The organism is Anaerotignum lactatifermentans, assembly GCF_014982935.1.
Classification (GTDB): domain Bacteria; phylum Bacillota; class Clostridia; order Lachnospirales; family Anaerotignaceae; genus Anaerotignum; species Anaerotignum lactatifermentans.
The window spans coordinates 1-16904 of sequence record NZ_JADCKK010000013.1 but is presented as its reverse complement, the minus strand read 5'-3'; the positions used below and the strand labels follow the sequence as shown (position 1 = coordinate 16904).

The 16904-nt window shown below is 52.1% G+C and carries 16 protein-coding genes and 2 pseudogenes; 4 read left to right on the top strand and 14 right to left on the bottom strand.

Translation table 11 applies throughout. The features are described from left to right. The 10 genes and pseudogenes from INF29_RS04995 to INF29_RS04950 all read right to left on the bottom strand — a co-directional run bounded on the left by INF29_RS04995 (position 1) and on the right by INF29_RS04950 (position 10447). Positions 1–2442, bottom strand: a complete 2442-nt coding sequence (locus INF29_RS04995) for a VirB4-like conjugal transfer ATPase, CD1110 family (RefSeq protein ID WP_193485016.1) — start codon at positions 2440–2442, stop codon at positions 1–3. Further along, positions 2372–2794, bottom strand: a complete 423-nt coding sequence (locus INF29_RS04990; protein WP_087238554.1) for a PrgI family protein — start codon at positions 2792–2794, stop codon at positions 2372–2374. The genes INF29_RS04995 and INF29_RS04990 overlap by 71 nt, the downstream gene beginning before the upstream one ends. Before the next feature lie 5 nt (positions 2795–2799). Continuing rightward, positions 2800–3357 (bottom strand): MT-A70 family methyltransferase, encoded by a 558-nt coding sequence (locus INF29_RS04985; protein WP_193485014.1) that lies wholly within the window; start codon positions 3355–3357, stop codon positions 2800–2802. Positions 3358–3369: 12 nt separating this feature from the next. Then, positions 3370–4236, bottom strand: coding sequence for a VirB6/TrbL-like conjugal transfer protein, CD1112 family (locus INF29_RS04980; protein WP_021661448.1), 867 nt, complete (start codon positions 4234–4236; stop codon positions 3370–3372). Between the two features lie 66 nt (positions 4237–4302). After that, positions 4303–4521 carry a Maff2 family mobile element protein gene (locus tag INF29_RS04975; RefSeq protein ID WP_153917335.1) on the bottom strand — a complete coding sequence of 73 codons (219 nt, stop codon included), beginning with the start codon at positions 4519–4521 and terminating at the stop codon, positions 4303–4305. Positions 4522–4551: 30 nt separating this feature from the next. Continuing rightward, positions 4552–5592, bottom strand: a pseudogene (locus INF29_RS04970) (VirD4-like conjugal transfer protein, CD1115 family); the annotation flags it as partial. A gap of 135 nt (positions 5593–5727) precedes the next feature. Next, complete coding sequence (gene ltrA, locus INF29_RS04965) at positions 5728–7635, bottom strand: group II intron reverse transcriptase/maturase (protein WP_193485012.1); 1908 nt, start codon at positions 7633–7635, stop codon at positions 5728–5730. Positions 7636–8325: 690 nt separating this feature from the next. Continuing rightward, positions 8326–9063: pseudogene (locus tag INF29_RS04960) on the bottom strand (type IV secretory system conjugative DNA transfer family protein); the annotation flags it as partial. Then, positions 9060–9542 (bottom strand): PcfB family protein, encoded by a 483-nt coding sequence (locus tag INF29_RS04955; protein WP_193485008.1) that lies wholly within the window; start codon positions 9540–9542, stop codon positions 9060–9062. The gene INF29_RS04955 and the pseudogene INF29_RS04960, both read right to left, overlap by 4 nt. Before the next feature lie 5 nt (positions 9543–9547). Further along, a complete protein-coding gene (locus INF29_RS04950; RefSeq protein ID WP_118552134.1) occupies positions 9548–10447 on the bottom strand; it encodes a DUF6017 domain-containing protein in 900 nt (299 codons plus the stop codon). A 378-nt stretch (positions 10448–10825) separates the two neighbouring features. On the opposite strand from INF29_RS04950, the gene INF29_RS04945 reads away from it, so the two are divergent. Continuing rightward, on the top strand, positions 10826–12064 hold the full coding sequence (locus INF29_RS04945; RefSeq protein WP_193485005.1) for a DNA polymerase Y family protein: 1239 nt from the start codon (positions 10826–10828) through the stop codon (positions 12062–12064). 58 nt (positions 12065–12122) lie between these two features. Here INF29_RS04945 and INF29_RS04940 read toward each other — a convergent pair whose 3' ends face one another. Continuing rightward, entirely contained in the window at positions 12123–12920 is a 798-nt protein-coding gene (locus INF29_RS04940) for a TrmH family RNA methyltransferase (RefSeq protein ID WP_193485004.1), read from the bottom strand. A 177-nt stretch (positions 12921–13097) separates the two neighbouring features. On the opposite strand from INF29_RS04940, the gene INF29_RS04935 reads away from it, so the two are divergent. Further along, on the top strand, positions 13098–13736 hold the full coding sequence (locus tag INF29_RS04935) for a lactate utilization protein (RefSeq protein WP_087990021.1): 639 nt from the start codon (positions 13098–13100) through the stop codon (positions 13734–13736). 154 nt (positions 13737–13890) lie between these two features. Here the strand turns inward: INF29_RS04935 and INF29_RS04930 are convergent, their stop codons facing one another. Then, the gene (locus INF29_RS04930) at positions 13891–14658 is read right to left on the bottom strand and encodes an alpha/beta fold hydrolase (RefSeq protein ID WP_193485001.1); all 768 of its coding nucleotides are present in this window, start codon (positions 14656–14658) and stop codon (positions 13891–13893) included. A gap of 12 nt (positions 14659–14670) precedes the next feature. Then, complete coding sequence (locus INF29_RS04925; RefSeq protein ID WP_193484998.1) at positions 14671–15018, bottom strand: DUF1667 domain-containing protein; 348 nt, start codon at positions 15016–15018, stop codon at positions 14671–14673. Positions 15019–15162: 144 nt separating this feature from the next. Between INF29_RS04925 and INF29_RS04920 the strand changes: the two genes are divergently transcribed. Together INF29_RS04920 and INF29_RS04915 are read left to right on the top strand one after the other, a co-directional pair. Further along, positions 15163–15648: a GNAT family N-acetyltransferase gene (locus INF29_RS04920; protein WP_193484996.1), complete on the top strand. Its 486-nt coding sequence runs from the start codon at positions 15163–15165 to the stop codon at positions 15646–15648. Then, complete coding sequence (locus tag INF29_RS04915; RefSeq protein WP_193484994.1) at positions 15645–16094, top strand: YaiI/YqxD family protein; 450 nt, start codon at positions 15645–15647, stop codon at positions 16092–16094. The genes INF29_RS04920 and INF29_RS04915 overlap by 4 nt, the downstream gene beginning before the upstream one ends. Before the next feature lie 55 nt (positions 16095–16149). Here INF29_RS04915 and INF29_RS04910 read toward each other — a convergent pair whose 3' ends face one another. Next, positions 16150–16716 (bottom strand): hypothetical protein, encoded by a 567-nt coding sequence (locus INF29_RS04910; protein WP_193484992.1) that lies wholly within the window; start codon positions 16714–16716, stop codon positions 16150–16152. Between the last annotated feature and the right edge of the window lie 188 nt (positions 16717–16904).

Here is a 16904-nt window from a genome sequence, read left to right as displayed (position 1 = left end):
TCACGCCTCCGTTTCCGCCGCGTGCTCCACCTCGCTGGGCTTGGTGGTAAGCAGCTTATAAAGCTCCGTGTCCTTTGGGAAGTCGTCCGCAAAGGGCAGGATCACATTGTTGAAGAACAGCAGCCCATGGCCCGGCTCGGAATTGGTCACATAGGCAAGCTGTTCCGCCGAAATGCCCAGCCGCTCCGCCAAAATCTTGCGGTCGCCGGCGGCCTGGTTGAGCATATAGATGAAATCGCTGTTTTCCAGGATGTTCTCGATCTCCGGGGAGGAGAGCAGGTCCTTGGGGTTCTGGGTCGCCCCGGTGGGCACCCCGCCCCATTTTCTAAACCGTTTCCAGATCTCCGCCGAATAGGCCGCCGTCTGCTCCTCCTTCAGCAGGAGGTGGAACTCGTCCACGAAATACCAGGTGGAGCGCCCAATGGCCCGGTTGATGGTGACGGTGTTCCACACCGCATCCTGGACAATGAGCATCCCCGGCTTTTTCAAGTTTTTGCCCAGACCCTTGATGTCAAAGCAGACCAGCCGGTTGCGGATGTCCACGGTAGTGCGGTGATTAAAGAAGTTCAGCGAACCGTTCACATACAGATCCAGCGCCTGGGCCACCCGGTCGGCCTCCGGGATGCCCTGCGCCAGCAGCGCCTCCTTCAGGTCGCCCAGGATGGGCATATTCTCCGGCCTGGGGTCGGCGAAGTAGGGCTGGTAGATCTTCTGCACCGCCCGGTCGATGACGGTTTTCTCGATGGCTTCCAGCCCGGTCTTGCTCCCCATGATGAGCTCACAGAAGGAAAGCACGAAGTCAGATTTCAGCGCCAGGGGGTTCTCCTCGTCGGAGTAGTTGAGATTGATGTCCAGGGGGTTCACATAGTCGGTGCTGGACGGGGACAGCCGGATCACCTGCCCGCCCAGCCGGCGCACCAGGGGCGAATACTCGTCCTCCGGGTCGCAGATGATGACATTATCTTTGGTGGTCAGGATGATGAAAGTGATCTCCCGCTTGCAGCTCATGGACTTGCCGCTGCCCGGCGTGCCGAACACCAGCCCGTTGGGGCTTCTGGACTGTTTGCGGTCCAGAAGGATCATGTTGTTACTCAAAGCGTTGAGGCCGTAGTACATGGCGTCCCCGCCCATAAACAGCTCCTGGGTGACGAAGGGGACGAACACCGCCAGCGCCGAAGTGGTGAGGCTCCGCTCGATTTTGATACGGTTGAGCCCCAGGGGAAGGCTGCTCATCAGTCCGTCCTCCTGCTGGAAGTCCAGCCGGGTGAGGAGGCAGTTGTAGGTCTGCGCCACGCTGGCCGCCTGGGACACGGCAATCTCCAGCTTCTGCTTGGTCTCCGCCATGTGCATGACCAGGAAGGTCAGATTGAACATTCGCTCATTCCTGCTTTGCAGGTCCTGGAGGATGGTCTTTGCCGCGCCGCCGTAGGTGGCAAGGTCGCTGGGGAGGATGTCCATGTCGTAGCCGCTGCGTACCGCCCGCTTCTGCTCCGCGATCTTCATGGCGTCCAAATCCGTGATCTTGCGCTTGACCATCTTGATGGCCTCGTTCTGGTTGATGCCCCGGATGTGCATAGTTACCAGGATGTTGCCCTCGGTCTCCATAAACTCCGCCAAAATGCGGTCGTGGATCTCCGGGGCGGTGATCTGCAAAAAGCTCACCGCCCCGTACATCTCGCCAATGCGGAAGGTGCGGGTCTCCCCGAAGTGGAAGGAGGACGGGGCGATGAAGTCCTTGACCGAAAGGCCGCTGGGCGCCAGCCAGTCCCAATCGAAGGCGAACTTCCCGCCCTCCGGACGGCGGCCGTCTGCCGGGTGGAGGATGCCGTGAAGCAGCTCCAGCCGCTCTTTCCCGTCCAGCACATGGGCGGCGGCGCCCATGACCTTGAAGCGGTTGAGGGTGTCGGTCTCGATACGGGCGAACCGCGCCCGCGCCGCCGGAAGGTTCTCCGCCTCGATGGTCAGGGTCACATACTTGGTTTTCACATAGCCGTTGCTGCCCCGCTCATACTGGAAGCGGAGTATCCCGGCCGCATCCTCCCGGACAGGGTCCAGGTCGTCACCCTGGGGACGGATGCCGAACAGGTCCTCCTCCGGCCCATGCTCCACATACCGGCTGCTGAGCGACATCTGCACCCCGATGGTGGGGTCGTAGCCGTTGTAGAAATCGCAGAGGTGTTCAAATATATCCCGCTGGCCCTCCGGCGAAGCCAGGCGGTAGTTGACATCCTCGAAGGCGATGGTCTTGGAGAAGGTCCCGCCCTCCAGCCGGCACAGGCCGTCCGGGAACATATTGCGGAAGGGGATGCTCTCCTGCACTGTACGGGCTTTCCCGTCCCCCTTGGCCTGGCGGACCACCGCCTCGATCTGCTTACGCTCGGCGCGGGTCAGCTTGCGCCTTGCCCCTGCCGGTTTTGCGGGTCTTGCCGTTTTTGCCTGCAATCGCTCTTACCTCCTGTTCCAATTCGTACTGCCGCACCAGGGCGGAGTACAGGTTGTTGGTCTGGTAGATCCGCGTCTTTGGGCGGATAAATTTGTTTTCAATGAGATGTCCCAGGAACACCTCCAGGGGCTGCCCGTTCTTCTCGTACATGGCGAACAGGAAGAAGGGAAGCATCACCAGGATCATGCACAGGGCCGCCGTGGTGGTGCCAAGTGCCCCCTTGGTCAAAAAGAAAAGCGGCACGCCGATAATTGCCGCCGCTCCAAAGCAGATCACCTGCCGTTTGGTCAGCCCGAACAGGACCTTGCTCTGTACCTTGCTCAGGTCCTTCGGGATCGTTACATAGGCCAATAAAATCAGCTCCTTTCCGCAAGCTGGATGTCGCTTGCTACTTCATTTCCCCATACATCCCAGCCGGGGGTCGCCTGCCGGGCGAACAGCTCGATCCGGGGGATGTCCCCCATCAGGGCCTCAATCCGGCGCCGCGCCTCATCCGGCTTTTTGCTGTGCTCCTCAACATGGGAGAGGATGACCTGCTTGACATCCCTGGCCGCCCGTTTCGGGTGCCCGCGGGTCGCCAGCAGACAGATTTCCGCATTGGCGCGGGTCCAGTATCCCATCCCGGTGAAGATGTTGTCCGATTTGCGGCACTGCTTCACCCATACGAAGGCCACCGTCTTGAAGGTGAAGCCCCAGGCGTCCATAACGCTCCAGCCCTCCCGGAGCATGGGGAAGGTAATCCAGAGGAACAGGGCGCAGTCCCTGGCCGCAAGCCGGGACACAGGCAGCGCCTTGATGGCCTCTATGCTCATGGTGGGATAATGGCTTTCCGCGCTCCGGCCGGCGCCCTTTTTGCTCCATACCTTGTAGGACCAGGGCGGGTCTGCGTAGATGACATTGTATTTCTTCTCCATACCGGCCTCCCCCTAATGCGCCCCGAACAGGGACTTTGCGAGGCTGCCGGTCTTAAAGAGGGTGAAGCACAGGAGCACCGTGTACCCCATGCACCCCCAGATGGCGCCGGAAATGTTGTCGCCGCTCAGGGAGATGCCCTCCACCAGCACCGCGTAGATGCCCACGCAGATCATAATGAGGAACGCCTGGAAGCCCAGGGCCAGCAGGGAGCGGAGATAGTTCTGCCCCGTGTTGCCCCATTCCCGGTTCACCATCGTGGCAAAGGGGATGGGACCTATCGAGGTCACCAAATACACCTCGATCATCCTGCCATAGATCACCAGGAAGATGCAGATGGAGAGGATCTGCGTACACAGCCCCACGAAGATGCTCTGGAACCACAGCCCCAGCAGGGCGCCGATGCTCCAGTCCGCGAGCTGGGTCTCCAGGTCGGCGGTCACGCCGGATATGTCGATGCCCGCGTCCGAGATGATGACGCCGGCGCTCTGGCTGACCACGTTCTGCGCCACATCGAACACCGCCATGACGATGTTCCAGGTGTTGGTGACGATGAGCACCGCGCAGAAGGTCTTGAAGATCCATTTGAAGAAGATCCAGGTGTCGAAGTCGTGGAGGTTGTTCTTTTCTACGATGAGCTGGATCAGCTCATAGCACATGACAAAGGTGAGGACGATGCCGGCGATGGGGACGATCACGGTCTCCGAGAGATTGCGGACCATGTTGAAAATGCCGCTGTTCCACGCAGAGGGCGTCATGCCCACCTCCCCGGCGATCTCACCCACCTTGGTATTCAGGGTATCAAACATCCCGGTCAGGTTTGAAATGATACCGTCGATGAGCAGTTCCTGGAACCACTCCTGTATCGCGTCAAAGATCAACGGGGATCACCTCCTTTCCGGGAGGCCCCGTGTGCCGGGGCCTCCCGCGGGTGTTATGGGGAGTCATCAGGCGGAGAGCAGACCGGACAGCAGCGGGATCAGGGTAATGCCGATGAGGGCGACACCGCCGCCCGCCATCAGTTGTTTGATGCCCTGGCTTTTGGACGCCGGGTTGTCCTGGCCGTAACCCTCCAAAAGGTTGATGCCGCCCCACACGCACAAGCCGCCGCCCAGGGCGATCACCAAGGTCTGCAATACGTCGATAGCGTTAGTGAAAAAATCCATAAATCATAGTTCCTTTCGTTTGTAGAATTGTTATTGAAGGTCCGTTGCTGTCAATTCGTACATCTCGAAAGGCTCATCCGGCTTCACGATGGCCGGTTTGCGTTTCATGTACCGTTCCATATCAAAGAGGTACTTCTTGTCGGCGTCGGCGGTGTATTTGTAGTTCGGGTGCTTCGTCAGGTCGTACTTGTCCGAGAGGAACGGGCGCACGCCCCGCAGCATGAAGATACACTTGCCTCCGTCCATTACTGCCAATTCGTCCTGGGTCATCAACTCCTTTCCCAATTTCTGATAGGTGAGGCCGTGAGAAACCTGGCTGCCCCGGTTTTCGGATTGATTGAAGCTGTCGATGGTCTCCTTGCCCAGCAGCTCCGAAATTTCTTTCAGGGTGGATTTCTCCTTGCCTCCCAAAAACAAGGTGCTGTCGCAGTTACCCACGATGGTATCCGCCGCGTCCTTGTAGATGGTCTTTAACTGGCTTTGGCTCTGCAAAATAATAGAAGCCGAGATTTCCCGGCTTCGGATAGTGGCGATCAGCTTGTCGAAGTTCGGGATTTGCCCGATATTCGCAAACTCATCCAGCAGACACCGCACATGGACCGGCAGGCGGCCGCCGTAGAAGTCGTCCGCCTTGTCGCACAACAGATTGAAAAGCTGAGAGTACATGAGCGCCGCCACAAAATTGAAAGTGCTGTCCGTATCCGAGAGGATGACGAACAGCGCCGATTTGCGGTCGCCCAGGGTATCCAGCTCCAGCTCGTCCTCCGCCATGAGGTCCCGCAGCTCCGCGATGTCAAAGGGAGAAAGGCGGGCGCCGCAGGAAATCAGAATCGACTTCAAAGTTTTGCCCGCGGCCATTTTGAATTTGCGGTACTGCTTCACGGCGAAGTGGTCCGGGTGCTCCTTCTCCAGCTTGGCGAACAGCAGGTCCACGGGGGACTGGAACTCCTCGTCGTCCTCCCGCGCCTCGCTGGCGTTGATGAGGTCCAGCAGGGTGATGAAGTTGCGCTCCTCCGGCTCCGCCTCGTACCAGATGTACCCGATGAGGGCAGAATAGTACAGGCGCTCGGCTTATAGTGATAGGTAATCCTTTGAAGTTATCGCCGGATTTTCCCCCACTTCACACCGGACGTGCGACTTTCACCGCATCCGGCGTTCCATCGATTGTTTTCACAAGCATTTAATCAATCTCCAAATGAAATACTATTATTCTATTGCGGACAAACCAGCCCGCTCACGCAGACTGTTCACTTTTAACATCAGTTCCTTTGTTGTTTTGAGAGCATCAGCTATCGCTTTCAGCTCATTCATCGGGCGTCTTTGCAGAAGCGGAAGGAATCTCCTGTGGAACAAAATCATGTTTTGATAGCGTTCCCTGCCGCCAAATTCTGCCGGAGTTTTCAGCCAGCATACAATGTCAGCCGCATTTTCAAAGAGTTCTCCACTTAGCGCACATTTTCCACGTTGAGCAGAGAATAATGAAATCCTGCTGTCTGTGAGTTCTGTGCTTCGACCCATAGACGGTTGATTTCTCAAACCCGCCAGAACAAATGAGTTCAGGCTTAGGTTTGTGTGTATCAATGTCCGTCCGTCGGCCGTATAACTGCATACCGCTGTTTTCTTTGCCATCGGTATCTTGTTCTTGATATATGCGATAGGGTAGATAGGTTGGTCGATTCCTGATACATACCGCACCATTGCCGACTTACCGAACCGCTCCTTTTCGCTCTCGGTCATTGCACCGCCTTCTCGAACAAGTTTGCACCCGGTTTCTGTATTGAGCCGGTTGGTTAAAACTGTCATGACCTGCCTGTGGATTTTTCTGCAATCAATACTGATACAGGTAGCGAGCTGGAAATAATTCTGTATTCCCAGAACCATTGAATTGAACAGCCTTATCTCGTCTAAAGGTCTTTTTCCTTTGGACGGTCTGGCAATCCGCTTCGCTTGTTCCACCAGCTTTTGCCTTTCCAGTTCCAACTTTTTGTCACAGATATGAGATTGCACAGCGTACCTACCGCTTTTTGGTCTGACCCGTATCTTGAATCCGAGAAACTCTGAATAGCGTTTTCTGACATTGACTATCCTTGTTTTCTCTGGCGATACTTCAAGCCTTAGCCTCTCAGTTATCCACGCTGTTACAGCTTCTTTTGTTCTCAAAGCGTCCTCTTTATTCCGACAGAAGATTCTGAAATCATCTGCATATCTCACGATGTACATTTCTTTCAGTCCCGTTTTCCTCATTTTGAGAAATGCCTTACTCCGGTCAAAAGTAATCGAGTTTCTGATTTTCCTCTCATACCCGTATTCCTTTACAAGAGGGTGGTTCTGCCATTGGCTCTCTACCCAGTTATCCAGTTCATTCAGCACGATATTCGCAAGTAGCGGTGAAATGATACCACCTTGCGGTGTGCCTTTGTCTGGAATGAGGGTAGTGCCGTCTGGCATTCTAATCGGTGCTTTCAGAATCCGCTTGATAATAAAAATCAACTGTTTGTCGTGTATTCCCAAAGCCCATATCTGCCGCACCAGCTTACTGTGATTTACATTATCGAAAAAGCCCTTTATATCAAACTCAATCACATAATGCAGATTCATTCGCTGGAGCATGGTATAGGTTCTCTGCATGGCGTGTTCTACGGAGCGGTTCGGGCGAAAGCCGTAGCTATTGTCGCTGAATTTCGCTTCGCAGATAGGCTCCATGACCTGCTTGATACATTGCTGTACCAGCCTGTCCCAGATACAAGGAATACCCAACGGGCGGGTCTTGCCGTTTGGCTTCGGAATGTCTTTACGCCTGACCGGTTTTGGTCGGTATCCGTGCTGACTTCCTGTGACAATAAACCTCACTTTCTCCACAACTGTTTCGGGCGGTAAACACCCGATGTCACTGATGTTTCTGTTGTCTGTTCCTGCTGTGTAGCTTCCTCCGTTTGCTTTGATGTTCCGATATGCCAGAAGAATGTTATCCCGGCTTAGGATTATATCCATAAGGTCGGTAAAGTTGTCTCCGTCCAGACTTCGGCGATAGAGTTCGTCAAAAACTGGCTGCATACCGTAATACTCGGCGTGCCGTAAATCGTCTACACATAGATTTTTGCTTTTCTTTGGCATAAGGCATCACCTCCTTTTACGAAAGTGACCCTTTTGGTCTTACTCGAATCCTTATGTTGGATTGAATAATGCCTGTTTATCTCAACCGACTTGTGGCCATTCCTCCGTAGCTCACATAACGCAAGCACATCATAGGTTCGACCACTGCTTTTCAGCAGCAGTTCGTCTGCTTATTGTTCTTCGTCAGATTATTCCTTGCGGAATCTGCTGCCTTTCCTCGTTCCGATAGTTCTATCTGTACATACATACCCTTAGGTTCCTGCTATAGACCTGTCGGCTTGCCTGTGCCTGTAACACAGCATGGTCGTTCGTAGGGCAAATTTCTACTGAACCACACCGACTGCGCTTTAACACACCCACGCATTTCTGCGTGGTCTTCTTTTAGACCTGTACATTCGCAGGTTCGTCAGTCCGCCCGCCAAAGCGAACATTCTAACCATAGGTATCTTATAGACCCTCGGCCTATAGGTAACACAGTCTGCCGCCAGACCGCTTTCGACCACTTTTGGCAGTGGTTACGGTTACTCTCAGCCTTTGTCATGGGGCTTCGTACAAAAGCCATTACAGCTAATGCACGCCCATCAAGGGTAGGCGTTTCAGGGCGTTACCCCGTCATTCCACCTATCAAACTATCAGTTCTCCGAACAGCGGAAAACCGTTGCCCGTGCGCAGACTTTTTACCGCCTGCGAACGAGTCGCACTGACCCAAAAATCCTCGGAACTCTTTTCGCCCTCTCCCTTGGTGTTAAGGATCAAGGCGTTCACCAGCTTCAAAATATCCTTCTCGCTGCGGATGTACGCCAGAGGGTTGTACCGCATGGACTTCTTGAAGTTGATGAGGTTCAGGCTTTTAATGCGGTATCCCTTGCGGTCCAGCAGAGCGCCCACCTCGTTCAGGATGGTGCCCTTGGGGTCCGTGACCACATAGGAGGAATGGCACTGGAGCAGGTTGGGCTTGACGAAAAACCGCGTTTTGCCTGAGCCGGAACCGCCGATGACCAGGATATTTTTATTTCTTGCGTACTTGGGCTCTTTCGGGCGGCTCGACATGGTGATCCGCTCCGTCTGGGTGAGAAGGACATTCTGGGAAAAGTCCGGGTCCACATAGGGGGCGATGTCGGCCGGGGTGCCCCAGCGGGCGCTCCCGTACTCGATCCCCCGGCGGTATTTCTTCGCGTTCTTGCCCTTGGAGTAGACCGCCAGCCGGATCAGCACCGCGCCGGCGGCGCCCACGCACAGGTCCAGCAGATGGAAGCTGGGCGCCAGGCTGGCAAAGGCCGCCGAAAAGCCCTGCCCGATGTGGAGCAGCTTCTCCGAGGCGGCCGCCCCAGGGGAAAGCCGCACCCCCTGGCAGAGCTTGTCAAAGAGATACACGAAGATGAGATACGGGAGGTTGAGCAGCACCAGCTTTTTCACCTTGTCGGTCATCGCGCCACCTCCCGGTCCTTGGTCTTGACCTTCTCCCGTTCCCGGTGTTTGGCCTTGGTCTGTTCCTGGGCCTGGGCCAGCCGCTCCCGGATGGTGGGGCGCTTCTCCCGGTTCAGGGTCATGGCGGTGAACTCTTTGAAGGCCGGCTGAAGCTGGTCCTTGTCCTTCGCCTTGAAGAACACATAGTAGTGCGGTGGGTCGGTGGTGGGGTCCTTCTTCAGGGCATAGTCGATGTCATACTTCTTCGCCACCGCCGAAAACGCCTTGATGTTCTGCTCCGTGATCTCGATGTTGGTCAGGGAGGCCCCATGCTGTTTGAGCTGGTGCAGGGTCTGTTTCCCTTGGTGGAGGGTGCGCTGGGAGGGCTTCTTCTGCATCTCCTCCAGCACCTTTTTCACGGCCTTTTGGAGCAGGTCCGCCGTCATCTTGCCGGCCTCCACCGAGAGGGATACCGTCCTCTGCGTGATTTCTTCCTGCACTCACATCACCTCCGTTCTCCACTGCCGTACATATCGTGGCTCACCAGGGAAGTGTAGTAGCTGTCGATGGTGGCCGGAGCGTTATACAGGGCAGCCAGCAGATATTTCTTGATGTTACGGACATAGGTGGTGTTCTCCCGCATACGGTCCAGCACATACTCGATATGGGAACTGTTCAGCTTCAGGAACCGGGATTTGACCACCTCCGCCGGATAGTCGTCCCCGGCAATGCGGATCATCTCCCGATGGGAGCAAACCGTGTCCACCATGAGCTCCACAAGTTCATCCAGCCGGTCACGGTCCAGGCGCTCATTCTGTATGAGGATGTCATACTCGATGTTCTCCAAAATCAATTCCCGATAGCTCTCTCGCTCCCGCATCCAATCCCGTCCGGCCCTATCCGAGCCCCTGGGGGTTTGGGGGCTTGATAGGATAGGATTTGATCCTTCCGTACTTGATAAATCTTTTTTTGATTTATCTTTACTTGATTCTTTAGTATTTAATTGTGCGGGGTTTTCCTGTTCAGGTTCTCCCAAGACAGGGGAAGCCTGTTCAGGATTATCCAAGACTGGATTTTCCCGTTCAGGTTTTCCCGGTTTAGGTTCCGGCGGTCTGGGCTGCTCCAGGATCGTGTACTCGATGGCGCCGAGCTGACCGTTTGCGTTGCGGACCCGCTGGCGGATCACATAGCCGTGTTCCTCCAGCTCCCGCACTCCGGCGCAGATGCTGTCAACGCCATCTTTGCAGATCCGAGCCAGCCCCTTGGTGGTATAGTCCCATTCCTCCGGCAGGGAGAGCATGAGGGAGAGAAGGCCCTTCGCTTTCAGCGAAAGCGACTTGTCCCGCAGGTGATGGTTGGACATCACCGTGTAGTCGCGGGTTTTCTCAATGCGGAATACCGCCATGTTGGATACCTCCTTCCGTTGGTTTTGAAAAGTGTTCGTTTCGGTGGTTTTGCGCCCCTGTATCACCGTCCGGCCTCCCATGAGGGAAAGAATATGGGCGGCTTCGTTTGCGCCGCCCACAGGCGAAAAAACAGGGGGTTTCCCACCCGTTTTCATACAGTTTTGGGTGCCCCCAGCAGGGCATAAAAAAACGCCACAGGTTTGTGTTACCTATGGCGTTTGGGACAGGAAAAGGGTGCTGACATTTCATATCAGCACCCTTTGTCCTGCCAGTATTAAATTTTTGACTTCACATCGTGTTCCTTGCCTCTGAAAACATTGATTTTACTGGACTTGCTCATGTTTTCTTATTAGGAGGCGGGGAAGGAGGTGTTCCCCATGAGCAGAATCATATTTCATATTGACGTCAACAGTGCTTTTTTGAGCTGGTCTGCCGTCCAGCGGCTCAAAGATGGCGAAACCGTTGACCTGCGGGAAATCCCTTCTGCCGTAGCAGGTGACGGACAAAGTCGTCGGGGCATCATCCTTGCCAAAAGCACTCCTGCCAAAAAATATGGCATCCAGACTGGGGAACCCACAGGCATGGCATTGCAGAAATGCCCAGAGCTTGTCTGTATCCCTCCTGATTTTCCATTATATTCCCGTTCCTCAGAAAAAATGTTTCAACTTTTGGGTGAATATTCTGACCGCATCGAGCAATTTAGCATTGACGAAGGCTTTCTGGAATATACAGGCATGGAAGCCCTCTTTGGACCACCGCTGGAAGCAGCCAAAACCATCCAGCAGCGCATCTTTACGGAACTTGGCTTTACAGTAAATATCGGCATCAGTTGCAATAAGCTATTGGCAAAGATGGCAGGAGAACTGGAAAAACCCAATAAGATCATTACCCTCTTTCCCGATGAGCTGGAGAAAAAGTTATGGTCCCTGCCTGTTTCTGAGCTGTTCATGGTCGGCAGACGCACAGCGCCAAAACTGCGAAAAATGGGTATCCGCACCATTGGCGATTTGGCAAAATATCCCACAGACCTGCTGGTACGGGAATTTAAGAGTTTTGGCATGACCTTGCACGCTTTTGCCAACGGTATGGACGACAGCCCTGTAGCGGCAGCCACAGAGGTACATGAAATGAAAAGCATCGGCAACAGCACTACCGTCGCCTATGACGTGACAGACCGGGAAACTGCCCACAAAATCCTTCTAGCTCTTTCCGAAACCGTTGCCCTTCGTCTGCGAGGCAGCCAACTTTGTGCCCAGGAAATCGCTGTCACACTGAAAACATCGGATTTTCAGGTCTATTCCCATCAAAAACAGCTGCTCAACGCCATCGACTGCACCAACGCCGTTTATGAAACTGCCATAGAAGTTTTCGACCATGCTTGGAAAGGCGAACCCCTGCGGCTCTTAGGCATTCGCGCAGGCAAATTATGTGATGAAGGTTGTGTGCAGCTTTCTCTGCTGGAACCAGACTGGAGTAAACAGAAAAAAGCCGATGCCGCCATGGATTTAATCCGTATGAAATACGGAAAAGACACTGTAAAACGCTCCACATTCGCAGGCAGCGAAGAAAAAGCCTACGAAGGCGGAAAGTTGAAGATCAATAACCGCATATTGTAAAATAAAAACAGGGAGGCACAAAATCCATCTCATAAGATTTTGTACTTCCCTGTTCTTTTTAATTCTGTCTTGGAATAAGCCGCTGGCGCACCACTTCATATAGAAGCACCGCCGCTGCCACTGACGCATTCAAGGATTCTGCCTGCCCCGGCATGGGAATTTTCACATAGCTATCACAAAGGGCTGCCGCTTCTTCCGACAGACCTCTGGCTTCATTGCCAATGAGGAAGGCGCAGGCACGGCGCAGATTCAGACTATAAGGATACTGTCTGCCCTGCAAATGTGCCGCATAAAGGGGAATCCCCTGTTCCCGCAGTTCCGTCGCCATTTCATCCAGAGAAACATTCTGGAATACGGGAATGTGGAACACAGAACCCATAGTTGCCCGCAGTGTTTTGGGATTATACAGGTCTACACTGCCTTTGGAAAGAAAAATGGCATCCACCGCACAGGCGTCTGCTGTACGGATGACCGTCCCCAGATTGCCGGGGTCGTTCATTTCTTCTGCCATAAGGAAAAAGGCGTTTTTCTTTTCCAACATTTCCGCAAGATCATACTCTTTTCTGCCGCAGATGGTCATAATCCCCTGGGGATTTTCCGTTTCTGCCACATCCACAAAGAGGTGATCTGTCAAAACATATACTTCCGCCCGTTTCTCCAGTTCCGTGATGTCGTATTCCGCCGCATAAGAGGCAGACACCACATAACATTCCACAGGCCAATCCTTTGGAATCTCTCCCACAAAGCGGATGCCTTCTGCCACAAAAACCTGTTCTTTTTCTCTATTTTTACGCAGTTTCAAGCCGTGAAGCCGTTTCACCAGCCGATTCTGCGCGCTTTCGATATATTTAGCCATACTTCTTCTCCTTATTTCAAAACCTCAGTATCTCTATGATAAACCAGCACCTTCCGCTTTTGCAAGAAAAACAGATGACTTTTGGAAAAAAATAAAAAAAGCTATGCCTGTTTTCCGCTTTGTGCTAAAATAAAGTTGTTTACAAAAGAATTTACATCTGGAAAGGAGTCTTGTTCCATGGCTACACCAAAGGAATTACGCAATGAATTATTAGGCAAAACATTAGTTGAAAATCTGGAAAAACGTCACTTTGAAGCATATTACTGTCCCACAGCGGCAGAAGCACTGGAAAAAGCAGTATCTCTGATTCCCGAAAAAAGTTCCGTATCCTGGGGCGGTTCCACAACCATTCGTGAAATGGGTCTGACAAAAGCCCTCCATGAAGGTGATTATGAAGTCATCGACCGCGATCTGGGCAAAAACCCCGCAGAAGTGGCTGAACTGCATCGGAAAGGTCTGTTGGTAGATTACTATCTGACCAGCACAAACGCTATTTCTGAAGATGGTATCATGGTCAACATCGATGGCACAGGCAACCGTGTTGCTGCCATCTGCTTCGGTCCCAAAAACGTCATCGTTATTTGCGGCATGAATAAAGTTGCCAAGGATGTGGATGCTGCTGTAAAACGTATCCGCGGTTATGCTGCACCTGTCAACAGCATGCGTTTCATGGGCAAAACTCCCTGCGCAACCACAGGCAGATGCCACAACTGCACTTCCGAAGAATGTATCTGCAACGAAATCCTCATCACCCGCCTTTGCCGCCCCGCTAAGAGAATCAAAGTGATTCTGGTAGGCGAAGACATGGGCTTCTGATTTTTCCATAAAAAGAACGGATGTCTTTAGAAGAAAACAGTTCAAATTAAAACTGAGTAAATACAAAAAAAGCTGAAATCCTCTGTACTATAAGGATTTCAGCTTTCTTTGTATTCTGATGAAGAAGTCTCTAAAGGAGATTTCCGTTTTTTCTTTAACTGCGTAAAATCTGCTCCAGAATCTGATAAAACCGTTCTTCCGCAAATATTTCGTCAAAAGGCGCATGTCCGCATTTTTGCAATATCTGCAAACGATAAGGAATACACAAACTGTCCAGAGGATTGATGATACCCTCTAAAGGATGGGGGTCATAATCCCCATGGATGATATGTATGGGACAGGCAACAGACTGGATATACCGCATCAAATTACCGTTGCGCCGCATTTCTATGGCTTCTGTCCAAACACGCTCATACATTTTCCCATCCATTTGCGCATAGGAAGACGCATTTGGTTTCTGGGCATAATGGTCTGCCTTAATCATCAATTGTCGCAGGTCTTCCCATCCCTCCGCAGTGATGGCAGCCATATGTTTCATATACCAGATAAAACGCTCCTGTTCTTCTTTAGAAAGGCGTTTCATCCGCCGCTCATGGATGTGCCCTGCGTAGATCTCCTCCAATGGCGGACAGCCTACCAGCACCACCCGTTCAACAAGAAAAGGATAGCAGGATGCCACCAGCAAAGACAGCCACGCGCCCCAGGAATGTCCGATAAGGGTGATGGGTTCTTTGATATGAAGCCCCAGCTGCCGCCGCAGTTCCATGACCAATGCAATGGTCGTGTATTGTGACTGTATAGGCTCCATAACGCCAAAAGTCTTACCTAGCCGCTCCGCAACAGGACGCATACCACCAATATCCCCGGGACCGCCATGGATCACCGCCGCTCTATATGGTTTTTCTCCATAAAACCGTATCACGTTTCTCACCCCTTAAAACAAATTCTCCGCCGCTATGATATCTACGCCCGTATCTGCCGCATCGCAAAGCACCATTTCACCTTTAATGACAGGCGTTTCCAGCACAATACCTTCCAGCGCCTTCAGACAGCGCAGACGGATGGGCTGGGATACTTTCTCTCTGGAAACAATCTGCACTTCTCTGCCGTCAACCGTAGGCAAAACAGTTTGCAAGTAGTTTCGCAAAAGTTGTTCTGTCGCATAGCGTCGTCCGCCGTCACAACTATTTCCTGCCAATTCTATCAATGTATCTCCATCATGGACTGCTTCCAGAAAGCATCCGTTCCCGCAGCCCCGACAGATCAATTGTTCTTTTTTCATAAGCATGTTCCTTTCTGCCAAAAGTCCTTTGACGTACTCATTATACTTATCTTCCCTCCATTCGTAAAGTCCCATTCCATCTCTTGTGAAAAAACCGCCTCTATCATATAATAGAGAAAAATCTTTTTCAAAGGAGTTGTTCCCATGAAAATTACAGATGGTTTTACATATTTGGCAGAAGTCAAAAGTTTGATTGTAGCATATACTGACAGTCTGGGGCGGGATTTATCTTTTCAAAATCTCAGCGCAGAACTGGCAGACCTTCAGAAAAAATATGGTTTTCCCGCAGGCAGGCTTCTGGCAGCTATTGCGGATCATGGCAACGTTGTGGGCTGCGTAGCTTATTGCCGTCATTCTGCTGTTCGCTGTGAAATGAAGCGGCTGTATGTATTGCCTGCTTATCGCAAAGACGGCATAGGACAGGCTTTGCTGACAGAAATCGTAAATCTGGCAGCAGCAGACGGATACGAAGAAATGGTTCTGGATACCCTTTTGCCTATGGAAAGCGCCATCCGCCTGTACCGCAGAAATGGGTTTGAAGAAATTTCTGCCTATTACGAAAATCCCATGGATGATGTGCTCTATTTCCGGCGTAAACTGATACCTCCCCAGAAAGGAGCAGAAAAATGAAAATCCTTGTTGACGCAGACGCATGCCCTGTGAAAGAAATCATTGTCAGGGCTGCAAAGAAATATGAAAAAGAAGTGCTAATGGTCTGCGATGTTGCCCACCAGCTTTTCTATGAGGAACCTTTTGTCACCGTCAAAACCGTGGACAAAGGCGCAGACAGTGCCGATCTGGTGCTGGCAAATCTGGCGCAGAAACAAGATTTGTGCGTCACATCCGACTATGGTCTTGCCACCCTGTTTCTTACAAAAGGTGCCGCGGTGCTTCATCCCAATGGCTTTTTCTATGGCAACGACACCATTGACCGTATGCTCTTTGAGCGTCATATTTCCCGGGAAATGCGCCGCCAGAAAAAAAGCCGCGGCGGTCACATCAAAAAACGCACACCGGAGCAGGACGCGGCATTTCAAAAGTCTTTAGAAAGCTTTCTTTCCCAACATCAAGAATAAAAAAATACAACAAAAAGCTGAAATCCTTTTCCAAAGATTTCAGCTTTCTTTTTTATCAGGAATTTCTCTGCCATGTGATCTCCGGCTTTTTGTGCTTCAACCACATGACGATATGTTTAATATTTTGCTGCTGTCCTGACATAAATTCCAGCCGATATTTTTTCATGGTATCTGTTGTGATCCAAACACCGCGGACAAAAGCGCTTTCTCCGCTATATTTCATGGTCTTGATCACATCCACCTCCTCCGGCAGTATGAGCAGCAATTTCGCACCGCTCCGACAAATCATGGCATCAGAAAGCATATGGACTTCGCCCCCAAAGAGCCGATAAATGGTATGGGGCTGCAAATAATCCATGATGATCTGCTCTTGTCTAGGGGGATATAAGTCCGCAAAAGCATTGCGAAATTCTCTGCTGCCAATGGTCACCATCCGCAGAATCACAAGGGCTGTAATCCCGATGGCTATGAGAAAAACCACCATTTGTCCCGTACTCACAGCCCACAGGATACTGACCACCATGCACATGACAAACATGAGGAAAATGCGCATAGATTCTCTGATGTAAAATTGCCGGAGTATCATTCGTTTTCCTGCTTCTATCCACGTTTCGTCCCGCATATCTGCGCCCCCTTTTGCCCTTTTCTTTATTGTAGCATAAAAAGACCCCGCTTCCCACAGGATGAACTGCACCCCATTTGTTAGACAGTATGATATACTGAATAACAAGTGGGGTGATTTTTATGCCAAAAGGAGTACCAAATAAACGATATACACCAGAATTCAAGCAACTGGTGGTAGAAACGATG

Excerpts from the sequence above, each read along its gene's own strand:
- INF29_RS04985 (WP_193485014.1), bottom strand. The coding sequence starts at position 3,357 with ATGGAGAAGAAATACAATGTCATCTACGCAGACCCGCCCTGGTCCTAC.
- INF29_RS04975 (WP_153917335.1), bottom strand. The coding sequence starts at position 4,521 with ATGGATTTTTTCACTAACGCTATCGACGTATTGCAGACCTTGGTGATC.
- ltrA (WP_193485012.1), bottom strand. The coding sequence starts at position 7,635 with ATGCCAAAGAAAAGCAAAAATCTATGTGTAGACGATTTACGGCACGCC.
- INF29_RS04950 (WP_118552134.1), bottom strand. The coding sequence starts at position 10,447 with ATGGCGGTATTCCGCATTGAGAAAACCCGCGACTACACGGTGATGTCC.
- INF29_RS04945 (WP_193485005.1), top strand. The coding sequence starts at position 10,826 with ATGAGCAGAATCATATTTCATATTGACGTCAACAGTGCTTTTTTGAGC.
- INF29_RS04940 (WP_193485004.1), bottom strand. The coding sequence starts at position 12,920 with ATGGCTAAATATATCGAAAGCGCGCAGAATCGGCTGGTGAAACGGCTT.
- INF29_RS04935 (WP_087990021.1), top strand. The coding sequence starts at position 13,098 with ATGGCTACACCAAAGGAATTACGCAATGAATTATTAGGCAAAACATTA.
- INF29_RS04925 (WP_193484998.1), bottom strand. The coding sequence starts at position 15,018 with ATGAAAAAAGAACAATTGATCTGTCGGGGCTGCGGGAACGGATGCTTT.
- INF29_RS04920 (WP_193484996.1), top strand. The coding sequence starts at position 15,163 with ATGAAAATTACAGATGGTTTTACATATTTGGCAGAAGTCAAAAGTTTG.
- INF29_RS04915 (WP_193484994.1), top strand. The coding sequence starts at position 15,645 with ATGAAAATCCTTGTTGACGCAGACGCATGCCCTGTGAAAGAAATCATT.
- INF29_RS04910 (WP_193484992.1), bottom strand. The coding sequence starts at position 16,716 with ATGCGGGACGAAACGTGGATAGAAGCAGGAAAACGAATGATACTCCGG.